Raw genomic sequence first — 25,557 nt, 5'->3', positions numbered from 1 at the left:
CGCGCGAAGCCCCGAAGGTAAATCCGGGGCTTGTTTATGGCTATGAAAACTTACTGCGCCTGATAAATCTGGTCGAACACGCCACCGTCGTTGAAGAATTTCGGCTGCGCGGTTTTCCAGCCGCCGAAGTCCTTGTCGATGGTCACCAGATCCAGTTTCGGGAACTGCTGGGCGTACTTCGCAGCCACGTCCTTGTCGCGTGGACGGTAGAAGTTCTTCGCGGCAATTTCCTGGCCGGCCGGGCTGTACAGGTGCTTCAGATAAGCTTCGGCGATCTGCTCGTTGCCTTTCTTCTCGGCGTTCTTGTCGACCACGGCCACTGGCGGCTCGGCGAGGATCGACAGCGAAGGCACGACGATGTCGAACTTGTCGGCGCCGCCATCTTCTTTCAGCGCCAGGAATGCTTCGTTTTCCCAGGCCAGCAACACGTCACCCTGACCGTTGTTGACGAAGGTGATGGTCGAACCGCGCGCACCGGTGTCGAGGATCGGCACGTGCTTGAACAGGGTCTGCACATATTCTTTGGCTTTGGCCTCGTCACCGCCGTTGGCTTTCAGGCCGTAGGCCCATGCGGCGAGGAAGTTCCAGCGTGCGCCGCCAGAGGTTTTTGGATTAGGGGTGATTACCGAGACGTCGTTCTTGACCAGATCGCCCCAGTCCTTGATGCCTTTCGGGTTGCCCTTGCGCACCAGGAAGACGATGGTCGAGGTGTACGGCGTGCTCGCTTCCGGCAGACGCTTCTGCCAGTCGGCAGGCAGGGTCTTGCCGAGTTTGGCGATTTCATCAATGTCGCCGGCCAGGGCCAGGGTCACGACGTCAGCGCGCAGACCGTCGATCACCGCACGGCCCTGTTTGCCCGAACCGCCGTGGGATTGCTGGATTTTCACCGTGTCGCCAGCGTGGTCTTTCTGCCAGAACTTGATGAATTCAGCGTTGTAGTCCTGATACAGCTCGCGCGTCGGGTCATACGACACATTGAGCAGTTCGTAATCCTTGGCAACTGCGGAACCGGCAAACACAGCACTGGCCAGGGCGGCCAAAGCGTAACGGCGAATCGACGACATGGTGAAAGCTCCTGGAATTCTGGGTGGTGGCTTTTTCTTATGAATATCTGGAATCGGGTGTGCCGGCTAAAGATCGCAGCCTTCGGCAGCTCCTACACACAGCCCCCTGTAGGAGCTGCCGCAGGCTGCGATCTTTTGATCTTCAACTCAGCCCGGTTGTTTACCCGGTTGCTGCAAACGGAATTTCTCTTTGCGTTCGATCTGTACGACTTGCGCGTTGTGCACAGTGATCTCCACCGCGCCGAAACGCAGATCGCGCAGGGCGCTCTGGATTTCACGCAAAATGGTGCTTTCGTCCTGACCGTCAACGCTGCGAAGGGATGCGCTCATGGTGCTGCTCCTTTGAATGGGATTTGCCTGGCAGTGGGCGGCACTGCGTTCGGCGTGGAAGCAATATAAGAGAGGCGCGGATATTCTTAAAAAGACTATTTAAGAATGTTTATATAACCAGAAAACATTATGTGGCACGGCAAGGGTTTGCGCGTTGGTGGAGCAAAAGATCGCAGCCTTCGGCAGCTCCTACAGGGATCGGTGCAGGAGCTGCCGAAGGCTCGGGCCGCGATCGGACGATCTTTTGATCTTTTAACCAATCACCGGTGTTCTTGCCCAATCAATCTCCTGCGCTTGAACCGGCCGCCCAAACCAATACCCCTGCCCCAGATCACATTCCTGCTCCAGCAAAAACGCCGCCTGCTCAACCTGCTCGATACCCTCGGCATGCACCTGCATGCCCATGCTCCGGGCCAGCGCGATGATCACCCGCACGATCGCTGCGTCATCCTCGTCCCAAGGCAAGCCGGCAACAAAACCCTGATCGATTTTCAGCTTCTGCACCGGCAAGCGCTTGAGCCGCAACAGCGATGAATACCCGGTACCAAAATCATCGATGGCCAGACGAATACCCAATTCACGCAAACGATGCATCTGCTCTAACGCTACCTCCGGATCGTCCATCACCGCGCTTTCGGTGACTTCCAGTTCGAGATACGCCGGATCCAGCCCGGTGTCGTGCAGCACCTGCGCCACCTGCTGGTACAACTCGCGCCGGGCGAACAACCGCGACGAAACATTGACCGCGACAAACGACAGCACCACCCCGGCCTGTTGCCACTCACACATCTGCCGACACGCCTGCTGCATCACCCAAGCGTCGATTTCGGCAATCAGCCCGGTGCGCTCGGCAATCGGGATGAACTCCGCCGGCGACACCAGACCGCGCTGCGGATGCTGCCAACGCACCAAGGCTTCAACACCGATCAAGCGACTGGTCTTCAAGTCATGTACAGGCTGGTAGAACACCCGCAATTCCCGTTGCTCCAGCGCCCGGCGCAGTTCGAAAGCGATTTCCACCCGTTGCTGGGCGTGGGCGGTGAGTTCTTCGGTGTACAAGGCGTACCCGTTGCGGCCGCTGCTCTTGGCCTTGAACAACGCCGCGTCGGCATTGCGCAACAGTTGTTCGGCGCTCAACGCGTCACTGGGGAACAGGCTGATGCCGAGGCTGCCGTTGATGAACAACTGATTGCCATCAATGCTGAACGGCTCCTTCAGTGCATCGAGAATCCGTTGCGCCAGCGCTGCTGCCTGCACCGGCTGTGGACAACTTTCCGCCAGTACGGCGAACTCATCACCACCGAGACGCGCCAGCGTAATGCCGGGGCCGAACAGCGCCTGCAAGCGCGCTGCCACGGCCTTGAGCAAGCGATCGCCGATGTTATGGCCGAGGCTGTCGTTGATCATTTTGAAGTGATCGAGATCAAGCATCAGCAGTGCACAGCCGCGCTTGTGGTTTTGCGCCGAGGCCAGTGCCTGTTCAGCGCGATCGCTGAACAGCAGCCGATTGGGCAGATCGGTCAGCGGATCGTGGTGCGCGAGGTGTTTGAGCTCATGCTCGGAATCCTTGATCGCACTAATGTCTGAAAACACCGCGACGTAATGGCTGCGCCGGCCCTGATCATCGTGAATGACCCGAATGGTCTGCCACTGTGGATAAATCTCGCCGCTTTTTCGGCGGTTCCAGATTTCGCCGCTCCATTCGCCCTGCGATTCCAGAGTGGCAAACATCGCCTGATAAAATCCCGGCGGATGATGGCCCGACTTGAACAGGCTCGGCTGCTGCCCGAGGACTTCTTCACGCTGATAACCGGTGATCTCGATGAACGCACGATTGACGTGCACGATCAGCCCCTGATGGTTGGTCACCAGCACCCCTTCGCGGGTGCAATCGAAGACCGCTGCCGCTTGACGCAGGCGTTCGCGGTCGGCGTGGCGTTCGCGCAAACGCGCACCTATTCCGAGAAACTCGCACAATCGCACCCGCGCCAGGAAAATCAGCCCGGCGCTGAACGCCGCGAAGACGTAACCGTTGATCAGTTGCCATCGGGCAAGATCGACGGAGTTATCGAAGAAATTGTTTAATAAATGATCAGTGCCCTGCAGCCAGACAGCAGCAAGCACGAGATAAAGCAGCGCTGCACGCAAAGCATCGCGGTAAGTGGCAGGCATTCGACTGTCCATGTCCCTACAAAAAGGTTGGAATTATAGGTCAAGAAACATCCAGCGACTCTTATCTGAAAGGGCGACTGGTTTTATCTGTGTGCTTAGTGATAATGCAACGGCTGTTTTTATCTTTATCGAGGGCCCTATAGCCTATGTGGTACGAAGGTTTTCTTGGCTTGTCGGCCTGGTCTCTGGTCGCAGTCACCCTGCTGATGACCCACGTGACAATTGTTGCCGTCACGGTCTATCTGCACCGCTACTCGGCCCATCGCTCGCTTGAGCTGAATGCCGGCCTGAAGCACTTTTTCCGTTTCTGGCTGTGGCTGACCACGGCGCAGAACACCCGCGAGTGGACTGCCATCCACCGCAAACACCACGCCAAATGCGAAACCGAAGACGACCCGCACAGCCCGGTCATCAAAGGCCTTTCCACCGTGCTGCGCACCGGCGCCGAGCTGTATCGCGCCGAAGCGCAAAACCCGGAAACCCTGCGCATCTACGGCAAGAACTGCCCCGAAGACTGGATCGAGCGCAACGTCTACAGCCGCTACCCGCTGTTGGGCGTGGCGATCATGGGCGTCATCGACCTGCTGCTGTTCGGCACCATCGGCATCACCATCTGGGCGATCCAGATGATGTGGATCCCGGTGTGGGCCGCCGGCGTGATCAACGGTCTGGGCCATGCGGTCGGCTATCGCAACTTCGAATGCCGCGACGCAGCCACCAATCTGGTGCCGTGGGGCATCCTGATCGGCGGCGAAGAACTGCATAACAACCATCACACCTACCCTAACTCGGCCAAGCTGTCGGTGAAGAAGTGGGAGTTCGACCTCGGTTGGGCGTGGATCAAAGTCTTCAGCTTCCTGCGTCTGGCCAAGGTTCAGCGCGTGGCGCCGATCGCCCACCGCGTCGAAGGCAAGGGCAATCTGGACATGGACACCGCCATGGCCATCCTCAACAACCGCTTCCAGATCATGGCCCAGTACCGCAAATTGGTGATCGGCCCGCTGGTCAAGCAAGAGCTGGCCAAGGTCGATCATTCGGTGCGTCATCAGTTCCACCGCGCCAAGCGTCTGCTGTCGCGGGAAACCAGCCTGCTGGAAGATCGTCATCACTTGCGCATCCAGACCATGCTCGAGCACAGCCAGGCGCTGAAGGTAATTTACGAGAAACGCTTGGCCCTGCAGCAGATCTGGGTCAAGACCAGCGCAAATGGCCACGACATGCTCGCCGCCATCAAAGAGTGGATTCACGAGGCCGAGGCCAGCGGTATCCAGTCCCTGCGTGAATTCGCCGACCAATTGAAAACCTACTCGCTGCGCCCTGCAGCCGCCTGAGACCGTTGATCGGTGCACCCGGCTCCCGGGTGCACCCTTCGGAACTTCGCTAAAAATCGCCTATCTCAAAGACACTTCGCCATCCCGGCGGGCTGTACTGTGGCCGTTGTCGAATTGCGGCACGCCTTTGAGATCTGTGCCGATGGTCAATAACAATCAAAAAGACTCATCCTTACCGAAGTGGCCCGAGGCCGCACAAACGCTCATGGCGTTAATGCATGCCCAAGGCGAAGTCGCCCGTTTGAGCGAACGCGAACAGCTGTTCAGCTCCTTATTGGTCAGCGTCAACGCTGTGCTCTGGGCCTTCAACTGGGAAACCCGGCAGGTGCTGTATGTCAGCCCCGCCTATGAACGGATTTTCGGCCGCTCCGCCGGCCTCCTCCTCGCCGACTACAACCAATGGCGCGACAGCATCTACCCCGACGATCTGGAATACGCCGAACGCAGCCTCGCCGAAGTCCTGCACAGAGGCGCGGTGGAAGATCGCGAATACCGGATCATCGCCGCCGACGGCCAGGTGCGCTGGCTCAGCGACAAGTGCTTCATCAACCGTCAGGACGAGCCGGGGCAACCGGTGATCATCGTCGGCATCGCCGAAGACATCACCGACAAGAAGCAGATGGAAACCGAGTTGCACCGTCTGGCGACCACCGACGTGCTGACCCAAAGCAGCAATCGCCGGCACTTCTTCGAGTGCGCCAATCGCGAGTTCGAAGTAGCGAAGGTGCAGGGCGCACAAATGGCCTTTCTGCTGCTGGATATCGATGATTTCAAAATGATCAATGACACCTACGGCCACCCGGAGGGCGATAATGTTCTGCAGCGGATTGCCGAGTGCGGACGCGGCTCGTTGCGCCGGGGCGATCTGTTCGGGCGGATTGGCGGCGAAGAGTTTGCCGCAGTGTTTCCCGGTTGTGCGCCGGACATGGCCATGCAGGTGGCCGAGCGGCTGCAGCAGGAGATTCAGCGTTTGAGCTTCAGCCATGACGGCCAGACGTTCGGCATCACCGTGAGCCAGGGGCTGACCAGCCTTACCGGGGAAGACGAAAACCTCGACAGCCTGTTCGCCCGCGCGGATGCGGCGATGTATGAGGCCAAGCGACAGGGCAAGAACCGCATCATTTCTGCCTGACCCGTATCTCAGCTACACAGAGATCCATTGCGGGGTTTGCGTAAGTCAGGTTATTTGCGCATCCGCATCAACTCCGGCAGCCCGATCTTGAGCAACCGCGCCGTGCGGCTCTTCGCCAACTCCTCAACGCCCTCATGCTCGGTCAAGCGGGCCATCTGCGCCGCCATGTTCATCACCAGCGCCTCACGGGAATACACCCCGCCGCCGAGCTGGTACACCGACGCAATCAGCTCACGCAGCTCCAGCGGCAATCGCCAGCGGGTGCGCAACGCCGAACCATAAGCCGCGCCAAACTCCGCCAGCGCCTCGCCGACCTCCTCCCACTCATCCAGCGCACCGCCGGCCTGCTGCCACTCCTGCAGACAACGCAGCAACGCCAGATCACCCAGGCGATGGAGCATACCCGCGCAGTAACAGCGCTCCTGATCGAGATCGAGTAAGCGTGCCAGGGTGCGCGCGTATTCAGCGGTGTGCAGCGACAAGCCCCAGTAACGCTCGGCGTAGTCCGCCAGACAAGGATCGCTGAGCTTGGCGCTGCGCTTGAGTGCCAGCCCCAGAATCAGGTTCATGCTCTGCCCGGTGCCCAGGCGATGCAGGGCTTGAGCGAGCGTTTGAACCGGGGCACCGTGGTGCTGCGCCGCGCTGTTGGCCGCAGCGATCAGCACTGCAGTGATTTGTGGGTCGGTTTTGATCTCATCTTCCAACAGTTTCAGATCGAGGCCATTGGGATTGAGGCTGCGCTTTACCGCCACCTGCACATCGGTCATCAACGGCGCGCCGTCGGCCTGCTCGCGGCGGCGTTCAAGGAATATCGACAAGGTCATGCCCGGTGCCAATGCCGGCACCTCACAGAACACTTCTTCACCGGCATTCAGCAGTAAACCCTGCAAACGCTCGGTCAGGCTTTCCATGTTCAGTGGTTTGGTCAGGTAGGCCGTGGGCGCCAACGGAATCGCTTCACGCACACTGGCGCTGTCGTTGCGGCTGCTCATCAGGATGAACGGCAACGGTGGGTTGCGTTTGCGCTGACGCACGCTGCGCAGCACGCTCAAGCCGTCGATGCCGGGCAACTCCCAATCGACGATCGCCAGGTCATACGGCACTTCACTGAGCAATGACAGGGCTTGCTGCCCGTCGGCGCACAAGTCTATCCGCGCATCGCAACGCACGTTCAGAAGCACTTGTTTGAGCAGGTCCCGGGACCACGGATCGGCCTCGGCAATCAGCACTCGGGGTACGGCGGGTAAATCAACGGCAGTCATGCGCGCTCTCCCTTGCAATGCCTGAACCTTAGCCAATGCTGGCCTTTCGATACAGCGCAAAAGCAATTGATATGTTCACGGGGCGAAAAAAAACCCGCCGAAGCGGGTTTTTTTGTCTATCCGATCACACAGTGCGCGGCTTACAGCTCCGAGAAGCACTCTTCGATGATCGCCAGACCTTTGTCCAGTTGCTCGTCCGGCGAAGTCAGCGGTACGAGGACGCGCAGAACGTTGCCGTAGGTGCCGCAGGACAGCAGGATCAGGCCCTTGTCGCGCGCCTTGGCCACCACCGACGCTACAGCAGCAGCGTTCGGCTTGTGGCTGTCGCCGTTTTCGAATAACTCGACCGCGATCATCGCGCCCAGCGCACGAACTTCGCCGATGACCGGGTACTTGGCCTGGATAGCTTTCAGGCCAGTGACCAGACGCTCGCCGACAGCCTTGCAGCGGTCCAGCAGTTGCTCTTCTTCGAACACTTCCATTACGGCCAGGGCCGCGGCGCAAGCGATCGGGCTACCAGCGTAGGTGCCGCCCAGGCCGCCTGGCGCGATGGCGTCCATGTATTCGGCCTTGCCGCAAACACCGGCCAGCGGGAAGCCGCCAGCGATGGATTTGGCGAACGTGGTCAGGTCGGCAGCAACACCCATCTGTTCCATGGCGAAGAACGTACCGGTACGGCCAGCGCCGGTTTGTACTTCGTCAGCGATCAGCAGGATGCCGTGCTGGTCGCACAAGGCGCGCAGGCGCTTCATGAATTCTTTCGGCGCGACGTAGAAACCACCTTCACCCTGAACAGGTTCGATAATGATCGCGGCGATGTCTTTCGGCTCAGCGTCGTTCTTGAAGATGCGCTCGATGGAAGCGATCGAGTCGTCGATGCTCACGCCGTGCAGTTCGTTCGGGTACAGCGCGCGGAAGATACCGCCTGGCATCAGGCCCATGCCGGCCGAGTACGGCACGACTTTACCGGTCAGGCCCAGGGTCATCATGGTGCGACCGTGGTAAGCGCCGGTGAAAGCGATCACGCCAGCGCGGCCAGTGGCGGCACGGGCGATTTTTACGGCGTTTTCCACGGCTTCGGAACCGGTGGTGACCAGCAGGGTTTTCTTGGCGAAATCACCTGGCACCTTGGCGTTGATTTTTTCGCACAGCTCAACGTACGGCTCGTAAGCCAGTACCTGGAAGCAAGTGTGAGTCAGCTTGTTCAGCTGTTCGGTCACGGCGGCGATGATTTTCGGGTGCACGTGGCCCGTGTTCAGTACAGCGATGCCGCCAGCGAAGTCGATGAACTCACGACCTTCAACGTCAGTCACGGTAGCGTTCTTCGCGGACTCAGCGAAGATCGGGTGAATCTGGCCAACACCACGTGGAACAGCTGCGGTACGACGGGCCATCAGTTCAGCGTTAGTCTTGCTCATTACAGTCCTCATTCGCCGCTCATCGGGCGGCGTGGTTCAAGGATTAAGCGGGAGAAATCGACGGTGGCAGCATGCGATGATCGACTGCCACGGCGTTCCTGGCCGCAGAGAAAATTCCGGTTTGAAACCACGCAAAGGGACAGCGCTCTCGTGCCCTTTGCGTTTGCAGCGATCCTTGTCCGAGCTTAGATGCCCAGGCAGAGGTATTTGATTTCCAGGTAATCTTCGATGCCGTACTTGGAGCCTTCACGGCCCAGGCCCGAGGCCTTGATGCCGCCGAACGGCGCGACTTCGTTGGAGATCAGCCCGGTGTTGACGCCGACCATGCCGTATTCCAGCGCTTCAGCGACGCGGAACACACGGCCCAGATCGCGAGCATAGAAGTACGAGGCCAGACCGAACTCGGTGTCGTTGGACATCGCGATCACTTCGGCTTCATCTTTGAAGCGGAACAGCGGCGCCAGCGGGCCGAAGGTTTCTTCCTTGGCCACAGCGGCGTTTTTCGGCACGTTGGTGAGGATGGTCGGCTCGAAGAAGTTGCCTTCCATCGCCTTGCCGCCAGCCAGCACGGTGGCACCTTTGGCCACGGCGTCAGCGATGTGCTCTTGCACCTTGGCCACGGCTTTTTCGTCGATCAGTGGGCCAGTGGTGGTGCCGTCTTCCAGACCGTTGCCGATCTTCAGTTTCGCCACAGCCACTTTCAGCTTCTCGGCGAACGCGTCGTAGACCGAATCCTGAATGTACAGACGGTTGGCGCAGACGCAGGTCTGGCCGTTGTTGCGGTACTTGGAAATGATCGCGCCTTCGACGGCCTTATCCAGATCCGCGTCGTCGAACACGATGAACGGCGCGTTGCCGCCCAGTTCCAGCGAGACTTTCTTGATGTCCTTGGCACATTCCGACATCAGTTGACGACCGATTTCGGTCGAACCGGTGAAGGACAGCTTGCGCACGATCGGGTTGCTGGTCAGCTCGCTGCCGATATCGCCAGCGCTGCCGGACACTACGCTGAACACGCCCGCAGGAATGCCCGCGCGCTGAGCCAGTTCGGCCAGGGCGAATGCGGAGAATGGAGTTTGCGAAGCAGGCTTGAGCACCATGGTGCAACCGGCAGCCAGCGCTGGACCGGCCTTGCGGGTGATCATCGCCGCCGGGAAGTTCCACGGAGTGATCGCGGCGGTCACGCCGATTGGCTGCTTGATCACGATCAGGCGCTTGTCTGGCTGGTGGCCCGGAATCACGTCACCGTAGATGCGCTTGGCTTCCTCGGCGAACCACTCGATGAACGAAGCGGCGTAAACGATTTCGCCCTTGGCTTCGGCCAGCGGCTTGCCCTGTTCGAGGGTCATCAGGCGCGCGAGGTCGTCCTGGTTCTCGATCATCAGCTCGAACCAGCGACGCAGCTTGCCGGCACGCTCTTTGGCGGTCAGGGCACGCCAGGCCGGCAGCGCCTTGTCAGCGGCTTCAATGGCACGGCGGGTTTCGGCAGCGCCCATTTTCGGCACGGTACCGAGGATTTCGCCGGTGGCCGGGTTATTAACCTTGATCGTCTGACCGTTGTCCGCATCGACCCAAGCGCCATCAATGAAGGCTTGCTGGCGGAACAACAGGGTGTCTTTAAGCTGCATGTCGGCTTTCCTTAACAGCACCGCGGCCTGCGCGGAGCAAATTATGATTGTAGAAAGGCGCCTCGCAAGGCTGCCGTCAGGGAAATCAGTGACCGGGTGTGGCGCATCGACAGTGCACGATTCGAAACACCGGCGCTTCAACGCCCGGTCAACGAGCGTTTGAAATCTCAAACGGATCGTAGGATCAAAGGGGTTAAAGGACAATAGGTCGTTCGAAAAAAAGAACAAAAACGCCGCGTTTGTGGAATTTTTCAGATCAACGAGCCAAAAGCCCTCGCGGCAACAGAACCATAGATCAGTCCCGTGAAAGCGCCAAGCGAGGGTTTTGCAGGACGTTACCGCTTTATGGAATGCAGCGATTTGCGCCGACACGCGCACTGACAATCCGTGCCAAAACCCAGCATGGACGCCCCGAGCCGACCTAGGTATGATGTCGCCCGCTGCACCAGTAGCTCAGCTGGATAGAGTACTGCCCTCCGAAGGCAGGGGTCGTGGGTTCGAATCCCGCCTGGTGCGCCATTGATTTAAACGAGAAAGCCCCGGACTGTGATGGTCCGGGGCTTTTTTGTGAGCGATGCAAAAGGGCTGGAACGACGTCACTCCGTCGTCCAGTCAAACTCATCGTAATCATCGTCGTCTTCCTCCTCAACCACCTCAAAAACGTCGTCTTCATCAACGACATCTTCTTGCGACTGGTTAAGCAGAAATTCCTTACGTGCCTCAGTAATCGCGCGCCGCATCTCTTCACCCTTGTCCGGGCAGTTGAGGAGTTGGGCGATGCGGTCAATTTTTGCTGCCACGTTGTCCTCCAGCGCATTGGCAATAGCCCGATAGTGCGCGTTTTTGCAGGGTAATGCCAAATGGCTGGGGGATCAGGCGGTCATTTTTTCTGCAACTGTTCGAGTCGGGCGTCGAGATCGGCGTTCGGGTAGCGTTTGTGCAGGTTGTTGAACAGGCTGTCGGCGGCTTGTGACTGGCCGGCTTCGCGCAGGCGCAGGACTTCGCGCAGTTGTGCGTCGAGACCATTGGCCGGGGCGGTGGCGCGTTTGTTGAGTTTGGTTTCATCGGCGCTGATCGCTTGATCTTGCATCGGCGCGGCCATTTCCATCATCGGCACAGGTGCCGGCATGGCGCCGGCCGGGGCGGACAGTCGGTGCAGTTGCGCTGAGTCCGTTTCAGTCATGGGTACAGCAAGCCTAGGGGCGGGGGCGAAGTCGAATTGCGCTTGCGGCTCGGGGGCGCGCTGGACCAGTGACAACATCAGGGCGACGCCAACAAGACTGGCGAATGCGACTTGCCAACGTGGTTTGCGGCAGACATCCAGCCAGCGTTGCCACACGGTTGGTTTCGGCGCCGGGGTTTGACGCTGCGCAGCGTTGAGGATCAACGCATCAATGTGCGCTGGCGGTTCGGCATTGTGCTGTTCGCGTACATGCTTGATCAGCGGATCTTCGGGTGTCTGGCGGGCGTCAGTCATGTCAGTACCTCCTCGGCCAGCAGCCGACGCAGTTTTTGCTGGGCGTAGCGCAAACGGCTTTTAACGGTTTCCAGCGGTGCTTCGGTGAGGCTGGCGATTTGTGCCAGGTCGAGGTCGCCGTGGGCGCGCAGCAGGAACACTTCGCGCTGGTCGGCGGGCAGGGTTTGCAGGGCGCTGTCCAGGCGTTGGCTGTCGCGGCTGAGAGTGAACAGTTGTTCGGGATCATTCGCCTCATCGCTGACCGCGTGATTTTGCTCGTCATAGCTGTCGTGCAGCGGTTGTCGGGCGCCGTGTTTACGCCAGTGATCGATCAAGCGATTGCGGGCAATCTGGAACAGCCATGTACGAAATGTCGCCCGGCCTTGTGGCTGACTATTGCTGCGGATCAGGCTCAACCAGGTTTCCTGAAATACCTCGTCGGCCAGCTCCGGTTTGCTGCTCAATCCAAGCAGAAACCGGTACAAGCCTTGGCGATGGCGCGCGTACAAGATCTCGAACGCCGCGCCGTCGCCCTCGCGATAACGCGCCAGCAGCGATTCATCGCTGCTGGCGGTTGAGCTGTCTGCCGAGGCAAACAGCTGGCTGATGAAGCCTTTCAGACGACTCACTTATTCAATCCGTCGTTCAGTGGCCAGCGCGTTCGAAGCACTCGATGTGCGCAGACTTTGCGCCAATTCGACCAGTTGCACGAACTCGTTGCGCAGACCGAAGCGATCATCGCCGCGAGCGCCACGGGCCAATGCCTCGGTGTCCTTCAGGCTGAAGTCGCCGGTATAACGGCCGTCCTTGAGTTGCTGGGAGAACGCGGCCACGGCGGCGGCAAAACGCAGATCCTCGCTGGCAGTTGCAACCTGATTGGCGATGGGCCGTTCGATCAGCAGACTTTTCCCACCTTCGGCACGCTGATAACGCACACGCAGCATTGCTAATTCTCCGCTCTTTGCCGAAACAACAGCGTCGGATTTGCCGTAACGCAGCGGCTCCAGCCAGCCCTGCTCGCCCGCCGGAACAATTTCGTACAGCGCGGTCACCGTGTGTCCTGCGCCGATTTCGCCGGCATCGACTTTGTCATTGCTGAAATCCTCACGCTTCAACGCACGGTTCTCATAGCCGAGCAGGCGATATTCGCTGACCTGCGCCGGGTTGAATTCCACCTGCAATTTGACGTTTTTTGCCACCACGGCGAGGGTCGAACTCAACTGATCCACCAGCACTTTGCGCGCCTCGCGCAGATTATCGATGTAGGCGTAGTTACCGTCTCCGGCGTCGGCCAGTTGTTCCATCAAGTGCTCATTGTAGTTATCCACACCAAAACCCAGGGTCGTCAGCGAAATTCCGCTTTGGCGTTTATCCACAGCCATTTGCTTAAGGCTGTCGAAGTCGCTGACGCCGACATTGAAGTCGCCATCGGTGGCCAAGAGGATGCGGTTGATGCCTTTGGGGATGAAAGCTTGCTGTGCCATTTGGTAGGCCAATTCGATACCGGAAGCACCAGCGGTCGAACCGCCGGCAGTCAATTGTTCAATGGCTGTACGAATTTTCGCTTTCTGCCGTCCGGAAGTAGGCTCCAGCACCACTCTCGATTCGCCGGCATACACCACCAAAGACACGCGATCTTGATCGCGCAGCTGATCGACCAACAATTTCAGCGTGCTTTTGACCATCGGCAGGCCTTCGCGGCGATCCATCGAGCCGGACACGTCGACCAGAAATACCAGATTGGCCGGGGCCAGTTCCGCCACGGCTCGGTCGGAGGCCTTGATGCCGATGCGCAGCAAGCGCGTGTGCGGGTTCCACGGTGAAGCGGCCAGTTCGGTGGTCACGCCGAAGGGCGAGCCATCACTGGGCAGCGGGTAGTCGTAGGGGAAGTAATTGACCAGTTCCTCCAGCCTCACCGCGCCTTCCGGCGGCAGTCGGCCCTGATTGAGCAAGCGGCGGACGTTGGCATAAGCGCCCGTATCGACGTCGGCACTGAAAGTCGAAACCGGCGTCTCGGCGACGCTGTGGATCGGGTTATCAACCAACGTCTGATACTGCTCGCGCTGCTCGTCGCGATGGTTCTGTGGATAACTTTCACTCAACGGCATCGGCGCGCTGCCCGCATTGGGCATCCTGTACAGCGCGCGTTTGGCCATTGAGCTGTCAGCCATCACGGCTTCCTGTTGAACCAGAACTTCAGGCTGCGCCGGCGCTGGCACAGCAGCGTTATCGGGCGTGGACGAAGCACCGCAACCGGCGAGTACCAGCAGCACAGCAACCGCAACAGGACGCAAAAAAGGAAGAGACATGGGGGCTGACCTCGGGATGAAATTGAGCATTCATCCACTGAGACGGGCAGCCCTTTCAGTTCGGGTTAAACGCCGCTAAAAATATTTTCAGCGGTGATAACGCCGCACCGCACTGCTGTTACGCAGCACATGGCCTTTGATTTTTTCCATCAGTTCGGCGCGAGTCAAACCGGCCGGCAAGGCGTCCGGGGCCAGATCCAGCGCGTAGATCTGGATAATGTAATGGTGCGCGCTGTCGCCCACTGGCGGGCACGGCCCCATGTAATGGGTGTTGCCCTTGCTGTTGGTGCCACCGACACCTTCGAACGCGGATTTGGCGCCGACGCCCGCCGCGATCTGGTGCGTGGTGGCTTTGATGCCGTAATGAATCCAGTGATCGACGCCCAGGCCTTTCTGGCCGTCCGGATCGTGCATGACGATCGCGTAACTCTGGGTGCCGGCAGGTCCTGCGTTCCAGCTCAGCGCCGGCGACTGGTTCTTGCCGCCGCAACCGGGCGCATCGCTGGCCGCTGCCGAGGTGAACAGGCGGTTATCGGAAACACCCGGGATGTTCAGGGTGAAACGCTCCTGGGCCTGCGCCGGAAACTGCACGCAAAGGGTGACAGCAAGGGCCGCCAGCCAGGGGTTGAGAGAGGTCAATCGGGTCATTCCGGGAGCACCTTGTGCAGTGGGGCCGTCGTCGGCCTGCAAACTATAGCTGTACCGTTCGTGCCGTGGCAGTGGCAAATGGCTGAACCTCGCACTACGACGCAAACTCACAAGAGAAATGCCTGCGAGGAAGTCGAACATGTCCCTGCACCGCGTCGCCCGTTTCGCCGATGTCCCTGAAGACCGTGGCCTGCAAGTTGAAATCGGCGACTGCAAGATTGTGCTGTTGCGCGCGAACGGCCAGTTACGTGCGTTTCAGGGCGAATGCCCACATGCCAGCGCGCCGCTGGCTGACGGAGCGTTGTGTCACGGACGCCTGATCTGCCCGTGGCACAAGGCTGCGTTTCGGGCGGAGGATGGCGCGTTATGCGAGCCACCGGCCCTCGACAGCCTCAAGCGATATCCACTGGAGCTGCGTGGCGAAGAGGTTTGGGTCGACGATCAACCGTTGCCCGACCCGCATACGCCTCCGGCGGATGATTCGCGTACGTTTGTGATTGTCGGCGCCGGCGCAGCAGGTACGGCATGCGCGGCGGCGTTGCGGGAGAAGGGTTTCGGTGGCCGTATCGTGATGATCGATCGCGAGCCGAAGGCGGGTTACGACCGTACGGTGCTGAGCAAATTTGTCCTCGCCGGGGACATGCCCCCGCGAGAAATACCGCCGCTGCGTGAAGATGACTTCTATAAAGAGCAGCGCATTGAACGCCAACGAGGTGAAATCAGCTCAATCAATGCCTCGGCCAAATCCCTTCACCTCGAAGACGGCCAGTCGCTGCGTTACGACGCGGCGGTGCTCGCCACTGGCGGCGAGCCCAATCCGCTGGATTTACCCGGCGCAGATCTTCCACAGGTATTCGTGCTGCGCTCAAAAGCTCAGGCAGAACGGATCATGAACACTGCCAGACCGGAACAACGTGCAGTGATCATCGGCGACAGCTTCATCGCCCTCGAATGCGCCTCGGCCCTGCGCCAATACGGTCTCGACGTCACGGTGCTGGCTCGGCACGCAATTCCTTTCGCTGCCCAGTTCGGTGAGGCTGTGGGCAAGGCGATCCGCGCGCTGCACGAACAGAACGGCGTGAAATTCATTACCGAGCACGCAGCCACCGAAATCATCGGCGATGGCAAAGTCGAGACAGTATTGCTGGACAATGGCCTGCGTCTTTCGGCGGATCTGGTGCTGGCCGGGGTCGGCGTGCATCCGGCCACCGAAGCCTTTGCGTCACTGCCGAGGGAAAAAGATCAGTCATTGCGCGTCGATGACGGCATGCGTGTCACCGAAGGCCTGTGGGCGATCGGCGACATCGCCACCTTCCCGCTCCACGGCCAGCCGCAACGCATCGAGCACTGGCGCCTGGCTCAGCAACACGCACGAATCGCCGCTGCCAACATGCTCGGTGGCGACGAACATTACCTCAACGTGCCGTTCTTCTGGACTTGGCACTTCGGCAAGAACTACGACTACCTCGGCCACGCCGAACATTGGGATGAAGTGCAGTTTCATGGCGAGCCCGAACAACCGCCGTTCATTGGCCTGTTCGGTAGAAACGGTGTACTGGTCGCCGCTGTGGCTTGCGAGAAGGAACGGGCGATGGCGCTGCTGGCCGAGCGCATGAAGCAACCTCTGCCAATGGAGGAAGCCTGGACACTGATCCGCGATTGAAACAAACCCGTGTAGGAGCTGCCGAAGGCTGCGAACTTTTGACTTTAAAGGTCAACAGATCGCAGCCTTCGGCAGCTCCTACAAGGTTTTTCGTGCTTCAGGAAAGCCGATTCACCGGTTCGCGATTATCGTCATCCTCGGCATGCAGAAAGATCACCCGTGGATGCTCCAGCGGTGCCAGCGGCGGTGGCAATTCTTCCTGCTGCACCGGCCAGAAATGCGTCACCACATGGCTGATGTCGCCTTCCTGATCGTTGTGAATGGTCATCACCCCGGGCGTGCGCAGTTTCTGCAAGCGGTCATCGCAAAGCTTGAAACTCTTGCTCAAGCCTTCATCGTCGATCACCGGCGACGGCAAGCGGCGCTGGGCAAAACTGCGACTTTTGCGCTGCTGATAACGCGCCCAGGAAATCAGAATCACCGCGTTGACCAAGGCAATCCACAGATAAATCTGCAGGGTGCCCAGCGCGTCGAACGCCGAGTGATCGATGCGAGGCCCACCCGCATAGGTTTCAATCAATGGCCATAACCCACGGATCAGCAAGAACAACAGCCCCACCCACGCCACTACGGTAAGCACCACATCGACCACGACCAGAAAAGGCCGTTGGCGGGTCCGGATGATTTTCATTTGATGACCTCCTCTTCGTCGTCGCCGATCGGTTTGATGCCCCGATCAGGACTGACCCAACGCGCGCGTTTCTGATGTTGGCCGAACAGCACTTTCGGGAAGCTGACCAGCGTCGTCAGCAAACTGACAAACCAGAACGCGATCGGGTACCAGACCACCCAGAACATGGTCTTGCCCAAACCTGGCTCGTAGCGACGGTCGATGATGATGCTGACGGCGAACTGCACCAGACAGACGAACGCCAGCAACAGCCCGGTGAACGCCGGTGGCATCAAGTGATCCACCGCGATGGCCTCCGGCATGACCACGAACTTGCCGACGCCCCAGAAAATTACCGACAGCAAAAAGGTGAATGCCCAACCGGTCGACAGGCAGTATTCAAACAGCAGCGGCCACAGATAACGATGGCGGTACTGCCAAATGCCACGGATGTTTTTGAACAGCACTTCGGCGCCGCCCTGCGCCCAGCGCAAACGCTGCTTCCACAAACCACCGAGGGTTTCCGGCATCAGGATCCAGCACAGCGCGCGCGGCTCGTAGAAGATGCTCCAGTGATCGAGTTGCAGCTTCCAGCTGATGTCGATGTCTTCAGTGATCATGTCCGGGCTCCAGTAACCGACCCGGTTCAGCGCGCTACGGCGGAACGCGACGATTACGCCGGAGACGGTAAAGATCCGCCCGAACACCCGTTGCGTGCGTTTAATGAGCCCGATGATCGAGGAGAACTCGCCGACCTGCACCCGCCCGACCAGCGTCGAACGCGTACGAATCCGTGGGTTGCCGGTCACCGCGCCGAGGCGTGCGTTATCCAGCATCGGTGCAACCAGATACGCCGCGGTGTTCGGCGCCAGCAGTGCGTCACCGTCGATGCACACCAGATATTCACTGCGCGCCGCGATGGCACCCATGCGCAATGCGACGGCTTTGCCCTGGTTTTCCGCCAGATGCAGCACGCGCAAACGTGGATCTTCCTTGGCCAGCGCATCGAGCACTTCGGCGGTGTTGTCCTTGGAGCCGTCGTTGATCGCGATGACTTCGATGTTCGGGTAGTGCTGGGCCAGCGCCGCGTGGATGGTGTCGGCGGCGTTGTCACCTTCGTTGTAGCAAGGGATCAGAATCGAGATCAGCGGCTCGCCTTCCAGTGGCGGCGGTAGCGTGTCGTCCTGCCACGGCCAGTGGCGCTCCCAGTGCAGCCAGAAATACAGGCCGCCGGCAATCCACAACCCGGACATGAACAGCGGGTAGAAGAACACGAAGTCCATCAGGAACTGCCCGGTCACCAGGAAGATCAGGCCCAGCGGCACGCCGAGGACGAGCGCCAGAACAAGCAGGGCTAACAGTCTATCCAGCATGTTATGGATTCCATTTGTTGGAGAGCGCAGGCCTTACGGTTTTCAGGTCCGGCAGGTTGTCGAGGAAGTTGTCCGGGTAGTAGCCGAAACTGGTCGCGCCTTGGCGCTTGAGGCGGCTCATCCAGTCCGCCAGATGCGCGCCGTCGATATCGGCCTGATCCTTTTTCGTCCAGTCGCGGGCCTGCAATTCGAACACCGTGCGGTTCAGGGCTCCGGGGCGCTTGCTGACGGTTTGCACCAGGGTTTCCAGCCACGGGCCGGACTCGGCCTGGGTCTGTTTTTCCATGAGCGGCATGGCCATCGGTGCGGTCCAGTCGTAGGTTTGCAGGAAGTCGTCGAGGTTCTGTGCGTACCAGGCTTCGCTCTCGGGATTGAGCATCGGCTCGGCGAAAATATTGCGCGCGGTCATAACCTGCGGGCCACGGATGGCGCGGACTTTGGCGGTCAACTCGTTGGTGAAATCGATGAGGTATCTGCTCTTGAACCGCGTCCAGCGCTGCATCGCTGCCGGGTCATCGCGCAACGCGGCAATCGAGCCGGGCAAACCATGGGCGGCGTAAGCTTTCAAGGCTTCAGGGCTGGCGTCTTCGAAATCCGAAAGCAGCGCATCGTCGTGATAGAGGATGCCGTCGACCGAGGTCAGGCGCGCTACGTCCTCGTAAATTTCACCGATAATCCGCCGCACCTCGGGATCGAACGGCGACAGGCGTGTGTACTGATCCGGATCGACAGCGGTTGTACCGGTTTTCGGGTCCCAGCGGGTGACACGTGGCAGTTTCGAATCGAGGCCGAAACTCAGCACCGGCATCCACGCAAACACCTTCACATTGGCGCGAGTGCGCAGCTGCCAGGCAACGCGGTCGAAAATGTCGGCACGTACCGGCAAGTGACGGTTGGGGAAGTACAGCGAGTGCACCAGACCATCGCCCTGCGGATCGGCAAAGGCTTGCAGGAACACCGTGTTGGCGCCCATATCGGCCATGCGCTGCACCAGTTTGCCGAGGTTGATGTCCTGTTGCGCCGGGTCGGGGTCGTAGACGTTGTCCAGATCAACGTGCACCACACGCATGACGAAATCCGACTGCACGTCGACGATGCTATTTGAGAAAACCTCGCCATCGGGATCGGAGGAAACCAGGAAGCGCGGGCTGCTCATCAGGTTGTCGAGGGCATCGAGACCGTCGTCGAGGGTCAGGGCCATTTCGTAGCCCTCCTCGCCGACCACCGTCAGCGATGTGCCGTCCGCCGCGCCATACGGCCAGACCCAGACGCGTGGCTTCTTGCCGGTGACCTTGCGGATTTTTTCCGAGATATTGTTTACGTCGACACGAATCCGAGCCTGAAAATCGGCCTCGGATTCATAGCGTTTGGTCACTGGATCGTAGCGCCGGGTCGCCGCGGCAGGCTGCATGTTGCCTTGCGGATTGGCCAGAATCCCTTTGTGGTTGGCGTCGGTGTGCGCGGCGATTTCCACCAGACCCGATTGCGAGATTTCACGCACCTGATCCCAGGTCAGGAAGTCGGAACGCGCACGCGGGGCGCCAGCAAAATCCACCGGTTGATTGAGCGGCGTGTCGATCCAGACGCCGACCGGGGCCAGCAAGGCGTGCCAGTTGTAGGCGCGCAGCACCGGCAGCACGCGGGTATAGAAGCTCGAATAACCGTCGTCGAAGCTGAGCAGAATCGCTTTCGCCGGCAGCTCCGGGCCGCCCTTGCGCGCAGCCATGATCTGGTCGACGGTGACCGGTTTGTAGCCGTTCTCACGCAGCCAGGCGAGCTGTTCGATCATGCGCTCGGTGCGCACCGCGACCACCGCCTGATCGGGATCACGGTCTTCAACATCGTGATAGGCGATGCCGAGCACGTGGTTTTTCGGCCACGGTTTTTCGCTGGCCGCCAGCGGACGCTCGGACGGCGGCGCGAAGGCCGGAGCTTGCTGGGCGCAGGCGCTGACCAGCAGCGCTCCCAGCAGAAGGATGAAACGCGAAATCAAAGGCATCTTCAAACTCTTCTAGAAGCGGAAAGTGAGGTCGACGAGCAGACGCAGATCGGTCTCCCGATCCCCGTCGTAGGGCCGGTTGATCACACTGAGCAAACCGCCCACCTCGAATACGTCGTTCCAGGCATAACGCTGGCCGTAACCGAGCAAGGCCATGCCGCCAGTGCCGTGATCACGTTGGCTGTACGTGCCCGCGCCGGCCTGGAACTGCTGGCTCCAAGAGGTTTCGTAGCGGTGGTAGAGCACGTGATTGACGTTGACCAGCGGCATCACGCTGAAATCGGATTTGGGGTTGAAGTACGGCACGTCATCGGACTTGGAGTTGTGGCTGGTGCCGACCTCCAGTCCTGCATCGACCTGCACGTTCGGCGCGCTGTAGACGCCCTCACGGCCGGTAAGCAAGGCTTCGACGCGGTTGTTGCCGTCACTGAAGTGCGATGGGCTGACCGACAGACGCCACTCGCGACTTTCATTGGCGCGCCAGCGGATGAAACCGCTGCCGCCATTGGCCTTGATGTCGCTGTTGAGCGCGCGCAATGGCGTCTCGGCCGACAGGTATTCGAGGCTGCCGCCGTACTGCCAGTGGTCATTGATGTCGCGGGCGATCGCCAGACGCGCGCCCTGTTTGTCGCCGAACCCGTAAGAGTGGTTGGAGACTTCCGCTTCAAGGGTCATGTCGCGGGTGCGCCGCTCCAGGCCAACGCGCTGGAAGCGGTGGTGCCCGGTGCCTTCGGCGAAGTCGCCGGTGGCATAACCGGCCCCGGCGAACACTCGCCAGTCTTCATTGATCGGCGGGCTGTACAGGGTGGTCTGGATGCCGAAATCGCGGCTACCGCTGACGGCTCCGGCATCGCCGCTGCCGCCACCATTGGCCTTGCCGCCGTAGGCTTCGACGCGCAGTTCGGACATGTCATGCACTTCGCGCTCGCGCGCTGCTCGCTGGACCTGACGGTTATCAGGAAAACGCGCGACCACGTCATCGGTCAGCGCATCCATCTGCCGCCATTCCTGCAGCGTCATCGCCGTGCGCGCCTGCGCGACTTCCAGGCCCATGCCGCGCGGCACCATGCTCTCGGTTTCCTTGAGCTGGAGTTCCGCACGGCGCGGCCATTGCCGCGCCAGATACAGGTCGGCCTGGGCCAGACGCAAGCCGACATTGCCGGGGGCCTGATCGACCAGCGTCTGCAAGCGCTCTTCGCTGTGGGGCAAATCGGAACCATAGGTCCCGGCCTGCGCAGCCAACTGCTGGGCGTCCATCCATTCATGGTTGGGGTTGCCGATGGGCAAACCTTTGAGTTCGACACGCGGACGCTGAGACTTGGCGGCGTCCTCGGCGACTTTGCGCGCTTCATCGGCGCGGTCGCTTTCCAACAACGCGTAGTACAGCGCGGTGCTGTCTTCGAGGCGATCACCGACATCGGCGTCCGGCGCCGAAAGCACTTGGCGATACAAGCCCGTGGCGATTTCCGGTTCACGCTGATCCAGATACGACGCCGCCACCCAGCGCAGGGCGTAAGTCGGAATCTTCACGCCTTCGGCTTGCAGCTTCTGGTACTCAGTGATGACGTCTGCCGTGCGTACCCGGGCCTTGAGCGCACCCATGCGGTCGATGCGCCAGCGGGTCACGTCATCCTGAGCGCTGGCGTCCGGCGTCCAGGTAGCGATCAGCTTGTCGTAGTCGGCCAGCGCGCGATCGGCGATGACGTAGCGTTCTTTTTCGCTGCGCGTAGCAAGTTCGGCGAGGCGCACGCGCTCGGCGGCCAGATCGCCTTCGAGGCGACGCAACGTGAGCGGATCAATCAGACCCGGACGTTGATTGGCCAGACGCAGCGCTGGCTCCGGCAGACGCGCCTTTTGCAGGGCAACCACGTATTCACGAGCGACGTCCGGTTTGTTGCCGGCGCGTTTGAAGGCTTGATCGTATTCGAACAGGGCGTCGTACTGTTTGCCGGCGCGGGTCAACGCGTAGCCCAGCGCCAGACGGCGGGAAGGATCATCAGGTTTGGCCGCTACCAGCGCTTTGGCGCGGGTCACCGCTTCGTCGGGCTTACCGGCATCAGCCTGAGTCAGGGCCAGGCCCAGTTGCAGATCGGCGTTATCCGGCTCCAGCGCCAGAGCCTTGTTGTAGACCTGAGTGGCTTGATCCCAGCGCTTGAGGTTGCGGTAGGCGCGCGCAGTGGCGGTCAGCGCCTGAACCGGCAGCACGCGGTCGCGGCCCTGGGTTTCATAGACCTGCACCACTTCGGCGTCGAGTCCGGCCCAACTGGCGATTTGCAGATGATCGCTGATCTGCCCGGTGGTCGACTGGCCGGGTGGCACCTGACGCAAAACCGTCAGCGCCGGCGTGGTTTGCCCGGCACGGGCGTCGCGCACCATCTGATCGTAGGGTGTGTCGGCAAACGCCAGCGCCGGCCAGAGCAACTGGCTGCACAGCGCGACTCGAAACAAAGGGCGTAAACCACGATGTAATACAGGAACATCAATACGCGGCATTCGTCAGCATCCTTACATGGCCAGCCGGGTCGCAATGCCCTCCTTGCCCTTTCGTAACGGTGGCCGCCCATGCACATGCAACGGCCAAGCTTAGTCAGGCAGTCTTGCACGCAAGCGCGGACCAGTATCCGGAACACAATAATTGTTCAGAATCGTGCTCCGGAAACGCCAAAAACCCGAACGCCAGACAGCAAAACGCCCGGCGTCTGTGCGATACAGAGGCCGGGCGTTGCTATTAAGAACGCAGAATTACTGCACTTGCGTGACGCCTGCGAACTTGCTCATCAGGAAGCCGACGAACTGCTCAACGGTCATCTTCTGGCCGTTGAATTCGACCTGATTGGCGGCGTAATGCAGCTTGGTCACGACGTTGGTGCCGTCGACGACGGCCAACTGCGAACCGACGGCCATGCCGGCGAACATGTCGGCCGCTTCCTTGGATTGATCGACGATGGCTTTGGCATCGGTCTGACCGTCGAGTTGCGCCTGCACGCTGAGCAGATCGACCAGCATTGGCTTGGACACCTGGATATTCAGGTCGAGCAACGCGATCAGTTGTTTGCCCAACTGATCCGGCGGCAGATCCATCGATTGCGGCTTGGTCAGGTCGATCACCAGATTGGCCTTGCTCTCACCGTTGGCGGTATTGAACGAGAGGTTTTCCAGCGCAAACTGTGGGCCGGCGGCCAGCAGTTTTTGCAGATCGGCTTTGACTTGCGCGCTTTCAGCTTCGGTCAGGTTCAGCTCAGGTGCCGGCAGGCCAGCGGCGGCGGCTTCAGCGGCGGCTTTTTCGTAAGGCTGCAATTTGGTCTGGTAAATCTGCATCAGTGACATCGTCGACGGGATGTCGAGGTTTTTCAGGCTCATGGCCATATTGGCCGAGCCGATTTTCTTGTCATTGAGGCTGACTTCGCCAACCTTATAGTCCGCACGGCCGGACGCATTGCTGCCGTTTTCTTCGGTGAGGTTCTTCATTTCGAAGTTCTTCACGCCGAGCACCGATTGCTTGGTGCCGAAGGTGGTTTTGCTGTTGGTCAGCACCAGGGTGTTTTCCCCGGTGTAGTAGCCGTAGCTGCTCTTGGCGAGGTTGCTGGCCAGGGTCAGACCGTTGAGTTCGACCTGCACCGGCGCCTGATCTTCAGCCACCGTAACCAGTTTCAGGTTGTCCATGTAGCCGTCCGCCTTGACCTTCTGCGCTTTGGCGTTGGCGGAGATGTTCATGGTCAGGCCGGAGAACTTCAGGCTCGACTGCTCATCCAGTGCGGTTTCGAACGGCAGCAGGTCGAGGGTGCTGGTGGTGGATTCGTCGTAGCCGAGGCTGGTCACGCCTTTGAGCGGCGCGGCGCCCTTGGTGGCGGCGAACCACTTCTCGGTGGCCGCATTCTTTTCCAGCTCGTAGTTGCTGGTAGCCATGACTGGCAGCCATTTCAGCGAAACCAGACGCGAGAATGGCAGCGGGCCGTGCTCGATGTGATCGACGAACAGCAATTCCACTGGTTTGTCGCCGAACATCTCGCCCTCACCTTTGAGGCGGTAGTGCGCGGTGCTGGTGAAGGTGTGGCGCTCCAGCGACACCAGTTCCAGCGACGCGGTGCCGTTGGAGCCGGCCATCGCGGTTTGCAGCTCTTGGTTGGCGTTGGTGACGGCGTTGTTCAGCACGCCTTCGATCTTGGTCCCGGTGTACCAGGCCCCGCCTGCACTGATCGCGCCGATGGCAACAACAATTCCGAGAAGCACGCCTGCTGATTTATTCATGAATGACCTGATCGATTTCCGTGGCTGTGAGTGTGGTCGTCTTCCCTGAACCCGTGACCGGGTCGCGGCTCGACTGCGCTGAATTCAGCGGTGGAGATTAGCACCGGGCGCGTGAGCTGGCCCAATGTTTAAAGGTTAAAGAGTGTCTATGGACACTCGGGAAAGCAAAAAGATCGCAGCCTGCGGCAGCTCCTACAGAGAAACGCGTTCCAATGTAGGAGCTGCCGCAGGCTGCGATCTTTTGCTGTTCAGGAATACTGAACCTCAATCTCATCCAACTGATGATCAAAGCTTTTCAGCCGCGCGGTCCAGGTGTAAACCAGCACTTCAAAATCCCGATCGATCACCGCCCCGCCCGGCCCGTCCGCGCGCGGATCGCAGAAATCCAGTTGATAACGCTCGCGGGCCATGGCTGTAGCGACATCGGACAATTCCCGGGCATTGTTGAGCCAGTGCCAGCCCTCGCCATCAATCTGCTTGTCGAGTTCCAGACACTGCTTTTTCAGCGCTTCGAGACTTTTTTCCAATGGCGTGCCGGTGAGTTCGCCCATGACTTCGGCGAAGGTGCGCCCCGGTTGCCAGTAACTGCCCCAGAAATACCGGTCGAACACGGTTTCGACCCGGCGCAGGGCGACTTTGGTATCCCAGATCAGCACCAGGGTCTTGCCCTGTTCGAGCTGGCGTTTCTTGACCCGCTGCACCTGAACCGAGGCCCAAGCCACGACCACAATTGCCATGACCGCAATCAGCGCGACGGCGCTGTCGAGGAAAACCATGGCCTTGTCGATCTGGTGGGCCAGCATGATGCCGTAGAAATAAGTGGCCGAGAGCAGCACCAACGCTACCAGGGCGCACCAGAAGCCGAGAGCGTAAGGGTTTTTCATTATTGGTTTCCCCTAGACCAGCGCTAGCAA

20 protein-coding genes and 1 tRNA gene are annotated in these 25,557 nt (G+C 60.0%); 4 read left to right on the top strand and 17 right to left on the bottom strand.

Going from position 1 to position 25,557, the window contains the following annotated elements:
• Positions 1-50: 50 nt before the first annotated feature.
• From CKW38_RS22405 to dibA, 3 genes are all read right to left on the bottom strand, one after another.
• Positions 51-1,064: a sulfate ABC transporter substrate-binding protein gene (locus CKW38_RS22405; RefSeq protein ID WP_038367242.1), complete on the bottom strand. Its 1,014-nt coding sequence runs from the start codon at positions 1,062-1,064 to the stop codon at positions 51-53.
• 147 nt (positions 1,065-1,211) lie between these two features.
• Complete coding sequence (gene oscA / locus CKW38_RS22400) at positions 1,212-1,394, bottom strand: sulfur starvation response protein OscA (protein WP_007917682.1); 183 nt, start codon at positions 1,392-1,394, stop codon at positions 1,212-1,214.
• A 252-nt stretch (positions 1,395-1,646) separates the two neighbouring features.
• Entirely contained in the window at positions 1,647-3,566 is a 1,920-nt protein-coding gene (gene dibA, locus CKW38_RS22395; RefSeq protein WP_095113897.1) for a phosphodiesterase DibA, read from the bottom strand.
• A 146-nt stretch (positions 3,567-3,712) separates the two neighbouring features.
• Here dibA and desA point away from each other — a divergent pair, with 146 nt between their 5' ends.
• Positions 3,713-4,897 carry a delta-9 fatty acid desaturase DesA gene (gene desA, locus CKW38_RS22390; RefSeq protein ID WP_007917684.1) on the top strand — a complete coding sequence of 395 codons (1,185 nt, stop codon included), beginning with the start codon at positions 3,713-3,715 and terminating at the stop codon, positions 4,895-4,897.
• Between the two features lie 142 nt (positions 4,898-5,039).
• Positions 5,040-6,029 carry a sensor domain-containing diguanylate cyclase gene (locus CKW38_RS22385; RefSeq protein WP_007917685.1) on the top strand — a complete coding sequence of 330 codons (990 nt, stop codon included), beginning with the start codon at positions 5,040-5,042 and terminating at the stop codon, positions 6,027-6,029.
• A gap of 50 nt (positions 6,030-6,079) precedes the next feature.
• Here the strand turns inward: CKW38_RS22385 and CKW38_RS22380 are convergent, their stop codons facing one another.
• The 3 genes from CKW38_RS22380 to gabD form a co-directional block, all read right to left on the bottom strand.
• Positions 6,080-7,291, bottom strand: a complete 1,212-nt coding sequence (locus CKW38_RS22380; protein ID WP_007917686.1) for a response regulator — start codon at positions 7,289-7,291, stop codon at positions 6,080-6,082.
• 140 nt (positions 7,292-7,431) lie between these two features.
• Positions 7,432-8,709, bottom strand: coding sequence for a 4-aminobutyrate--2-oxoglutarate transaminase (gene gabT / locus CKW38_RS22375; protein ID WP_007917687.1), 1,278 nt, complete (start codon positions 8,707-8,709; stop codon positions 7,432-7,434).
• Positions 8,710-8,894: 185 nt separating this feature from the next.
• Positions 8,895-10,337 (bottom strand): NADP-dependent succinate-semialdehyde dehydrogenase, encoded by a 1,443-nt coding sequence (gene gabD, locus CKW38_RS22370; protein WP_007917688.1) that lies wholly within the window; start codon positions 10,335-10,337, stop codon positions 8,895-8,897.
• Positions 10,338-10,779: 442 nt separating this feature from the next.
• Here gabD and CKW38_RS22365 point away from each other — a divergent pair.
• Positions 10,780-10,856, top strand: a tRNA-Arg gene (locus CKW38_RS22365).
• A gap of 77 nt (positions 10,857-10,933) precedes the next feature.
• Here the strand turns inward: CKW38_RS22365 and CKW38_RS22360 are convergent.
• From CKW38_RS22360 to CKW38_RS22340, 5 genes are all read right to left on the bottom strand, one after another.
• Positions 10,934-11,197, bottom strand: a complete 264-nt coding sequence (locus CKW38_RS22360) for a hypothetical protein (protein WP_256588437.1) — start codon at positions 11,195-11,197, stop codon at positions 10,934-10,936.
• Between the two features lie 20 nt (positions 11,198-11,217).
• On the bottom strand, positions 11,218-11,814 hold the full coding sequence (locus tag CKW38_RS22355) for a hypothetical protein (protein WP_095113895.1): 597 nt from the start codon (positions 11,812-11,814) through the stop codon (positions 11,218-11,220).
• Entirely contained in the window at positions 11,811-12,392 is a 582-nt protein-coding gene (locus tag CKW38_RS22350; protein ID WP_176472362.1) for an RNA polymerase sigma factor, read from the bottom strand. Before CKW38_RS22350 ends, CKW38_RS22355 begins: the two co-directional genes overlap by 4 nt.
• Positions 12,393-12,422: 30 nt before the next feature.
• Entirely contained in the window at positions 12,423-14,102 is a 1,680-nt protein-coding gene (locus CKW38_RS22345) for a VWA domain-containing protein (RefSeq protein WP_095113893.1), read from the bottom strand.
• An 87-nt stretch (positions 14,103-14,189) separates the two neighbouring features.
• Positions 14,190-14,750, bottom strand: coding sequence for a YbhB/YbcL family Raf kinase inhibitor-like protein (locus CKW38_RS22340; protein WP_007917693.1), 561 nt, complete (start codon positions 14,748-14,750; stop codon positions 14,190-14,192).
• 139 nt (positions 14,751-14,889) lie between these two features.
• Between CKW38_RS22340 and CKW38_RS22335 the strand changes: the two genes are divergently transcribed.
• Positions 14,890-16,413: an apoptosis inducing factor family protein gene (locus CKW38_RS22335; RefSeq protein ID WP_095113892.1), complete on the top strand. Its 1,524-nt coding sequence runs from the start codon at positions 14,890-14,892 to the stop codon at positions 16,411-16,413.
• A gap of 97 nt (positions 16,414-16,510) precedes the next feature.
• Here the strand turns inward: CKW38_RS22335 and pgaD are convergent, their stop codons facing one another.
• The 6 genes from pgaD to CKW38_RS22305 all read right to left on the bottom strand — a co-directional run bounded on the left by pgaD (position 16,511) and on the right by CKW38_RS22305 (position 25,527).
• The gene (gene pgaD, locus CKW38_RS22330; RefSeq protein WP_095113891.1) at positions 16,511-17,044 is read right to left on the bottom strand and encodes a poly-beta-1,6-N-acetyl-D-glucosamine biosynthesis protein PgaD; all 534 of its coding nucleotides are present in this window, start codon (positions 17,042-17,044) and stop codon (positions 16,511-16,513) included.
• Complete coding sequence (gene pgaC / locus CKW38_RS22325; protein ID WP_007917696.1) at positions 17,041-18,396, bottom strand: poly-beta-1,6-N-acetyl-D-glucosamine synthase; 1,356 nt, start codon at positions 18,394-18,396, stop codon at positions 17,041-17,043. Before pgaC ends, pgaD begins: the two co-directional genes overlap by 4 nt.
• 1 nt (position 18,397) lies before the next feature.
• Positions 18,398-20,395, bottom strand: coding sequence for a poly-beta-1,6-N-acetyl-D-glucosamine N-deacetylase PgaB (gene pgaB, locus CKW38_RS22320; RefSeq protein ID WP_095113890.1), 1,998 nt, complete (start codon positions 20,393-20,395; stop codon positions 18,398-18,400).
• A 12-nt stretch (positions 20,396-20,407) separates the two neighbouring features.
• A complete protein-coding gene (pgaA, locus tag CKW38_RS22315) occupies positions 20,408-22,888 on the bottom strand; it encodes a poly-beta-1,6 N-acetyl-D-glucosamine export porin PgaA (RefSeq protein WP_095113889.1) in 2,481 nt (826 codons plus the stop codon).
• Between the two features lie 249 nt (positions 22,889-23,137).
• Positions 23,138-24,643, bottom strand: coding sequence for a YdgA family protein (locus CKW38_RS22310; protein WP_095113888.1), 1,506 nt, complete (start codon positions 24,641-24,643; stop codon positions 23,138-23,140).
• Positions 24,644-24,891: 248 nt separating this feature from the next.
• Positions 24,892-25,527: an NADH:ubiquinone oxidoreductase subunit N gene (locus tag CKW38_RS22305; RefSeq protein WP_095113887.1), complete on the bottom strand. Its 636-nt coding sequence runs from the start codon at positions 25,525-25,527 to the stop codon at positions 24,892-24,894.
• Between the last annotated feature and the right edge of the window lie 30 nt (positions 25,528-25,557).

Origin of the sequence: Pseudomonas sp. Irchel 3H7, assembly GCF_900187605.1 — a bacterium.
Lineage (GTDB): Bacteria > Pseudomonadota > Gammaproteobacteria > Pseudomonadales > Pseudomonadaceae > Aquipseudomonas.
This window is presented reverse-complemented; position numbering and strand designations above follow the sequence as displayed.

Bases quoted from the DNA above. Each gene is read 5' to 3' on its own strand.
- CKW38_RS22405 (WP_038367242.1), bottom strand. From the start codon at position 1,064: ATGTCGTCGATTCGCCGTTACGCTTTGGCCGCCCTGGCCAGTGCTGTG.
- oscA (WP_007917682.1), bottom strand. From the start codon at position 1,394: ATGAGCGCATCCCTTCGCAGCGTTGACGGTCAGGACGAAAGCACCATT.
- dibA (WP_095113897.1), bottom strand. From the start codon at position 3,566: ATGCCTGCCACTTACCGCGATGCTTTGCGTGCAGCGCTGCTTTATCTC.
- desA (WP_007917684.1), top strand. From the start codon at position 3,713: ATGTGGTACGAAGGTTTTCTTGGCTTGTCGGCCTGGTCTCTGGTCGCA.
- CKW38_RS22385 (WP_007917685.1), top strand. From the start codon at position 5,040: ATGGTCAATAACAATCAAAAAGACTCATCCTTACCGAAGTGGCCCGAG.
- CKW38_RS22380 (WP_007917686.1), bottom strand. From the start codon at position 7,291: ATGACTGCCGTTGATTTACCCGCCGTACCCCGAGTGCTGATTGCCGAG.
- gabT (WP_007917687.1), bottom strand. From the start codon at position 8,709: ATGAGCAAGACTAACGCTGAACTGATGGCCCGTCGTACCGCAGCTGTT.
- gabD (WP_007917688.1), bottom strand. From the start codon at position 10,337: ATGCAGCTTAAAGACACCCTGTTGTTCCGCCAGCAAGCCTTCATTGAT.
- CKW38_RS22355 (WP_095113895.1), bottom strand. From the start codon at position 11,814: ATGACTGACGCCCGCCAGACACCCGAAGATCCGCTGATCAAGCATGTA.
- CKW38_RS22345 (WP_095113893.1), bottom strand. From the start codon at position 14,102: ATGTCTCTTCCTTTTTTGCGTCCTGTTGCGGTTGCTGTGCTGCTGGTA.
- CKW38_RS22340 (WP_007917693.1), bottom strand. From the start codon at position 14,750: ATGACCCGATTGACCTCTCTCAACCCCTGGCTGGCGGCCCTTGCTGTC.
- CKW38_RS22335 (WP_095113892.1), top strand. From the start codon at position 14,890: ATGTCCCTGCACCGCGTCGCCCGTTTCGCCGATGTCCCTGAAGACCGT.
- pgaD (WP_095113891.1), bottom strand. From the start codon at position 17,044: ATGAAAATCATCCGGACCCGCCAACGGCCTTTTCTGGTCGTGGTCGAT.
- pgaC (WP_007917696.1), bottom strand. From the start codon at position 18,396: ATGCTGGATAGACTGTTAGCCCTGCTTGTTCTGGCGCTCGTCCTCGGC.
- pgaB (WP_095113890.1), bottom strand. From the start codon at position 20,395: ATGCCTTTGATTTCGCGTTTCATCCTTCTGCTGGGAGCGCTGCTGGTC.
- pgaA (WP_095113889.1), bottom strand. From the start codon at position 22,888: ATGCCGCGTATTGATGTTCCTGTATTACATCGTGGTTTACGCCCTTTG.
- CKW38_RS22310 (WP_095113888.1), bottom strand. From the start codon at position 24,643: ATGAATAAATCAGCAGGCGTGCTTCTCGGAATTGTTGTTGCCATCGGC.
- CKW38_RS22305 (WP_095113887.1), bottom strand. From the start codon at position 25,527: ATGAAAAACCCTTACGCTCTCGGCTTCTGGTGCGCCCTGGTAGCGTTG.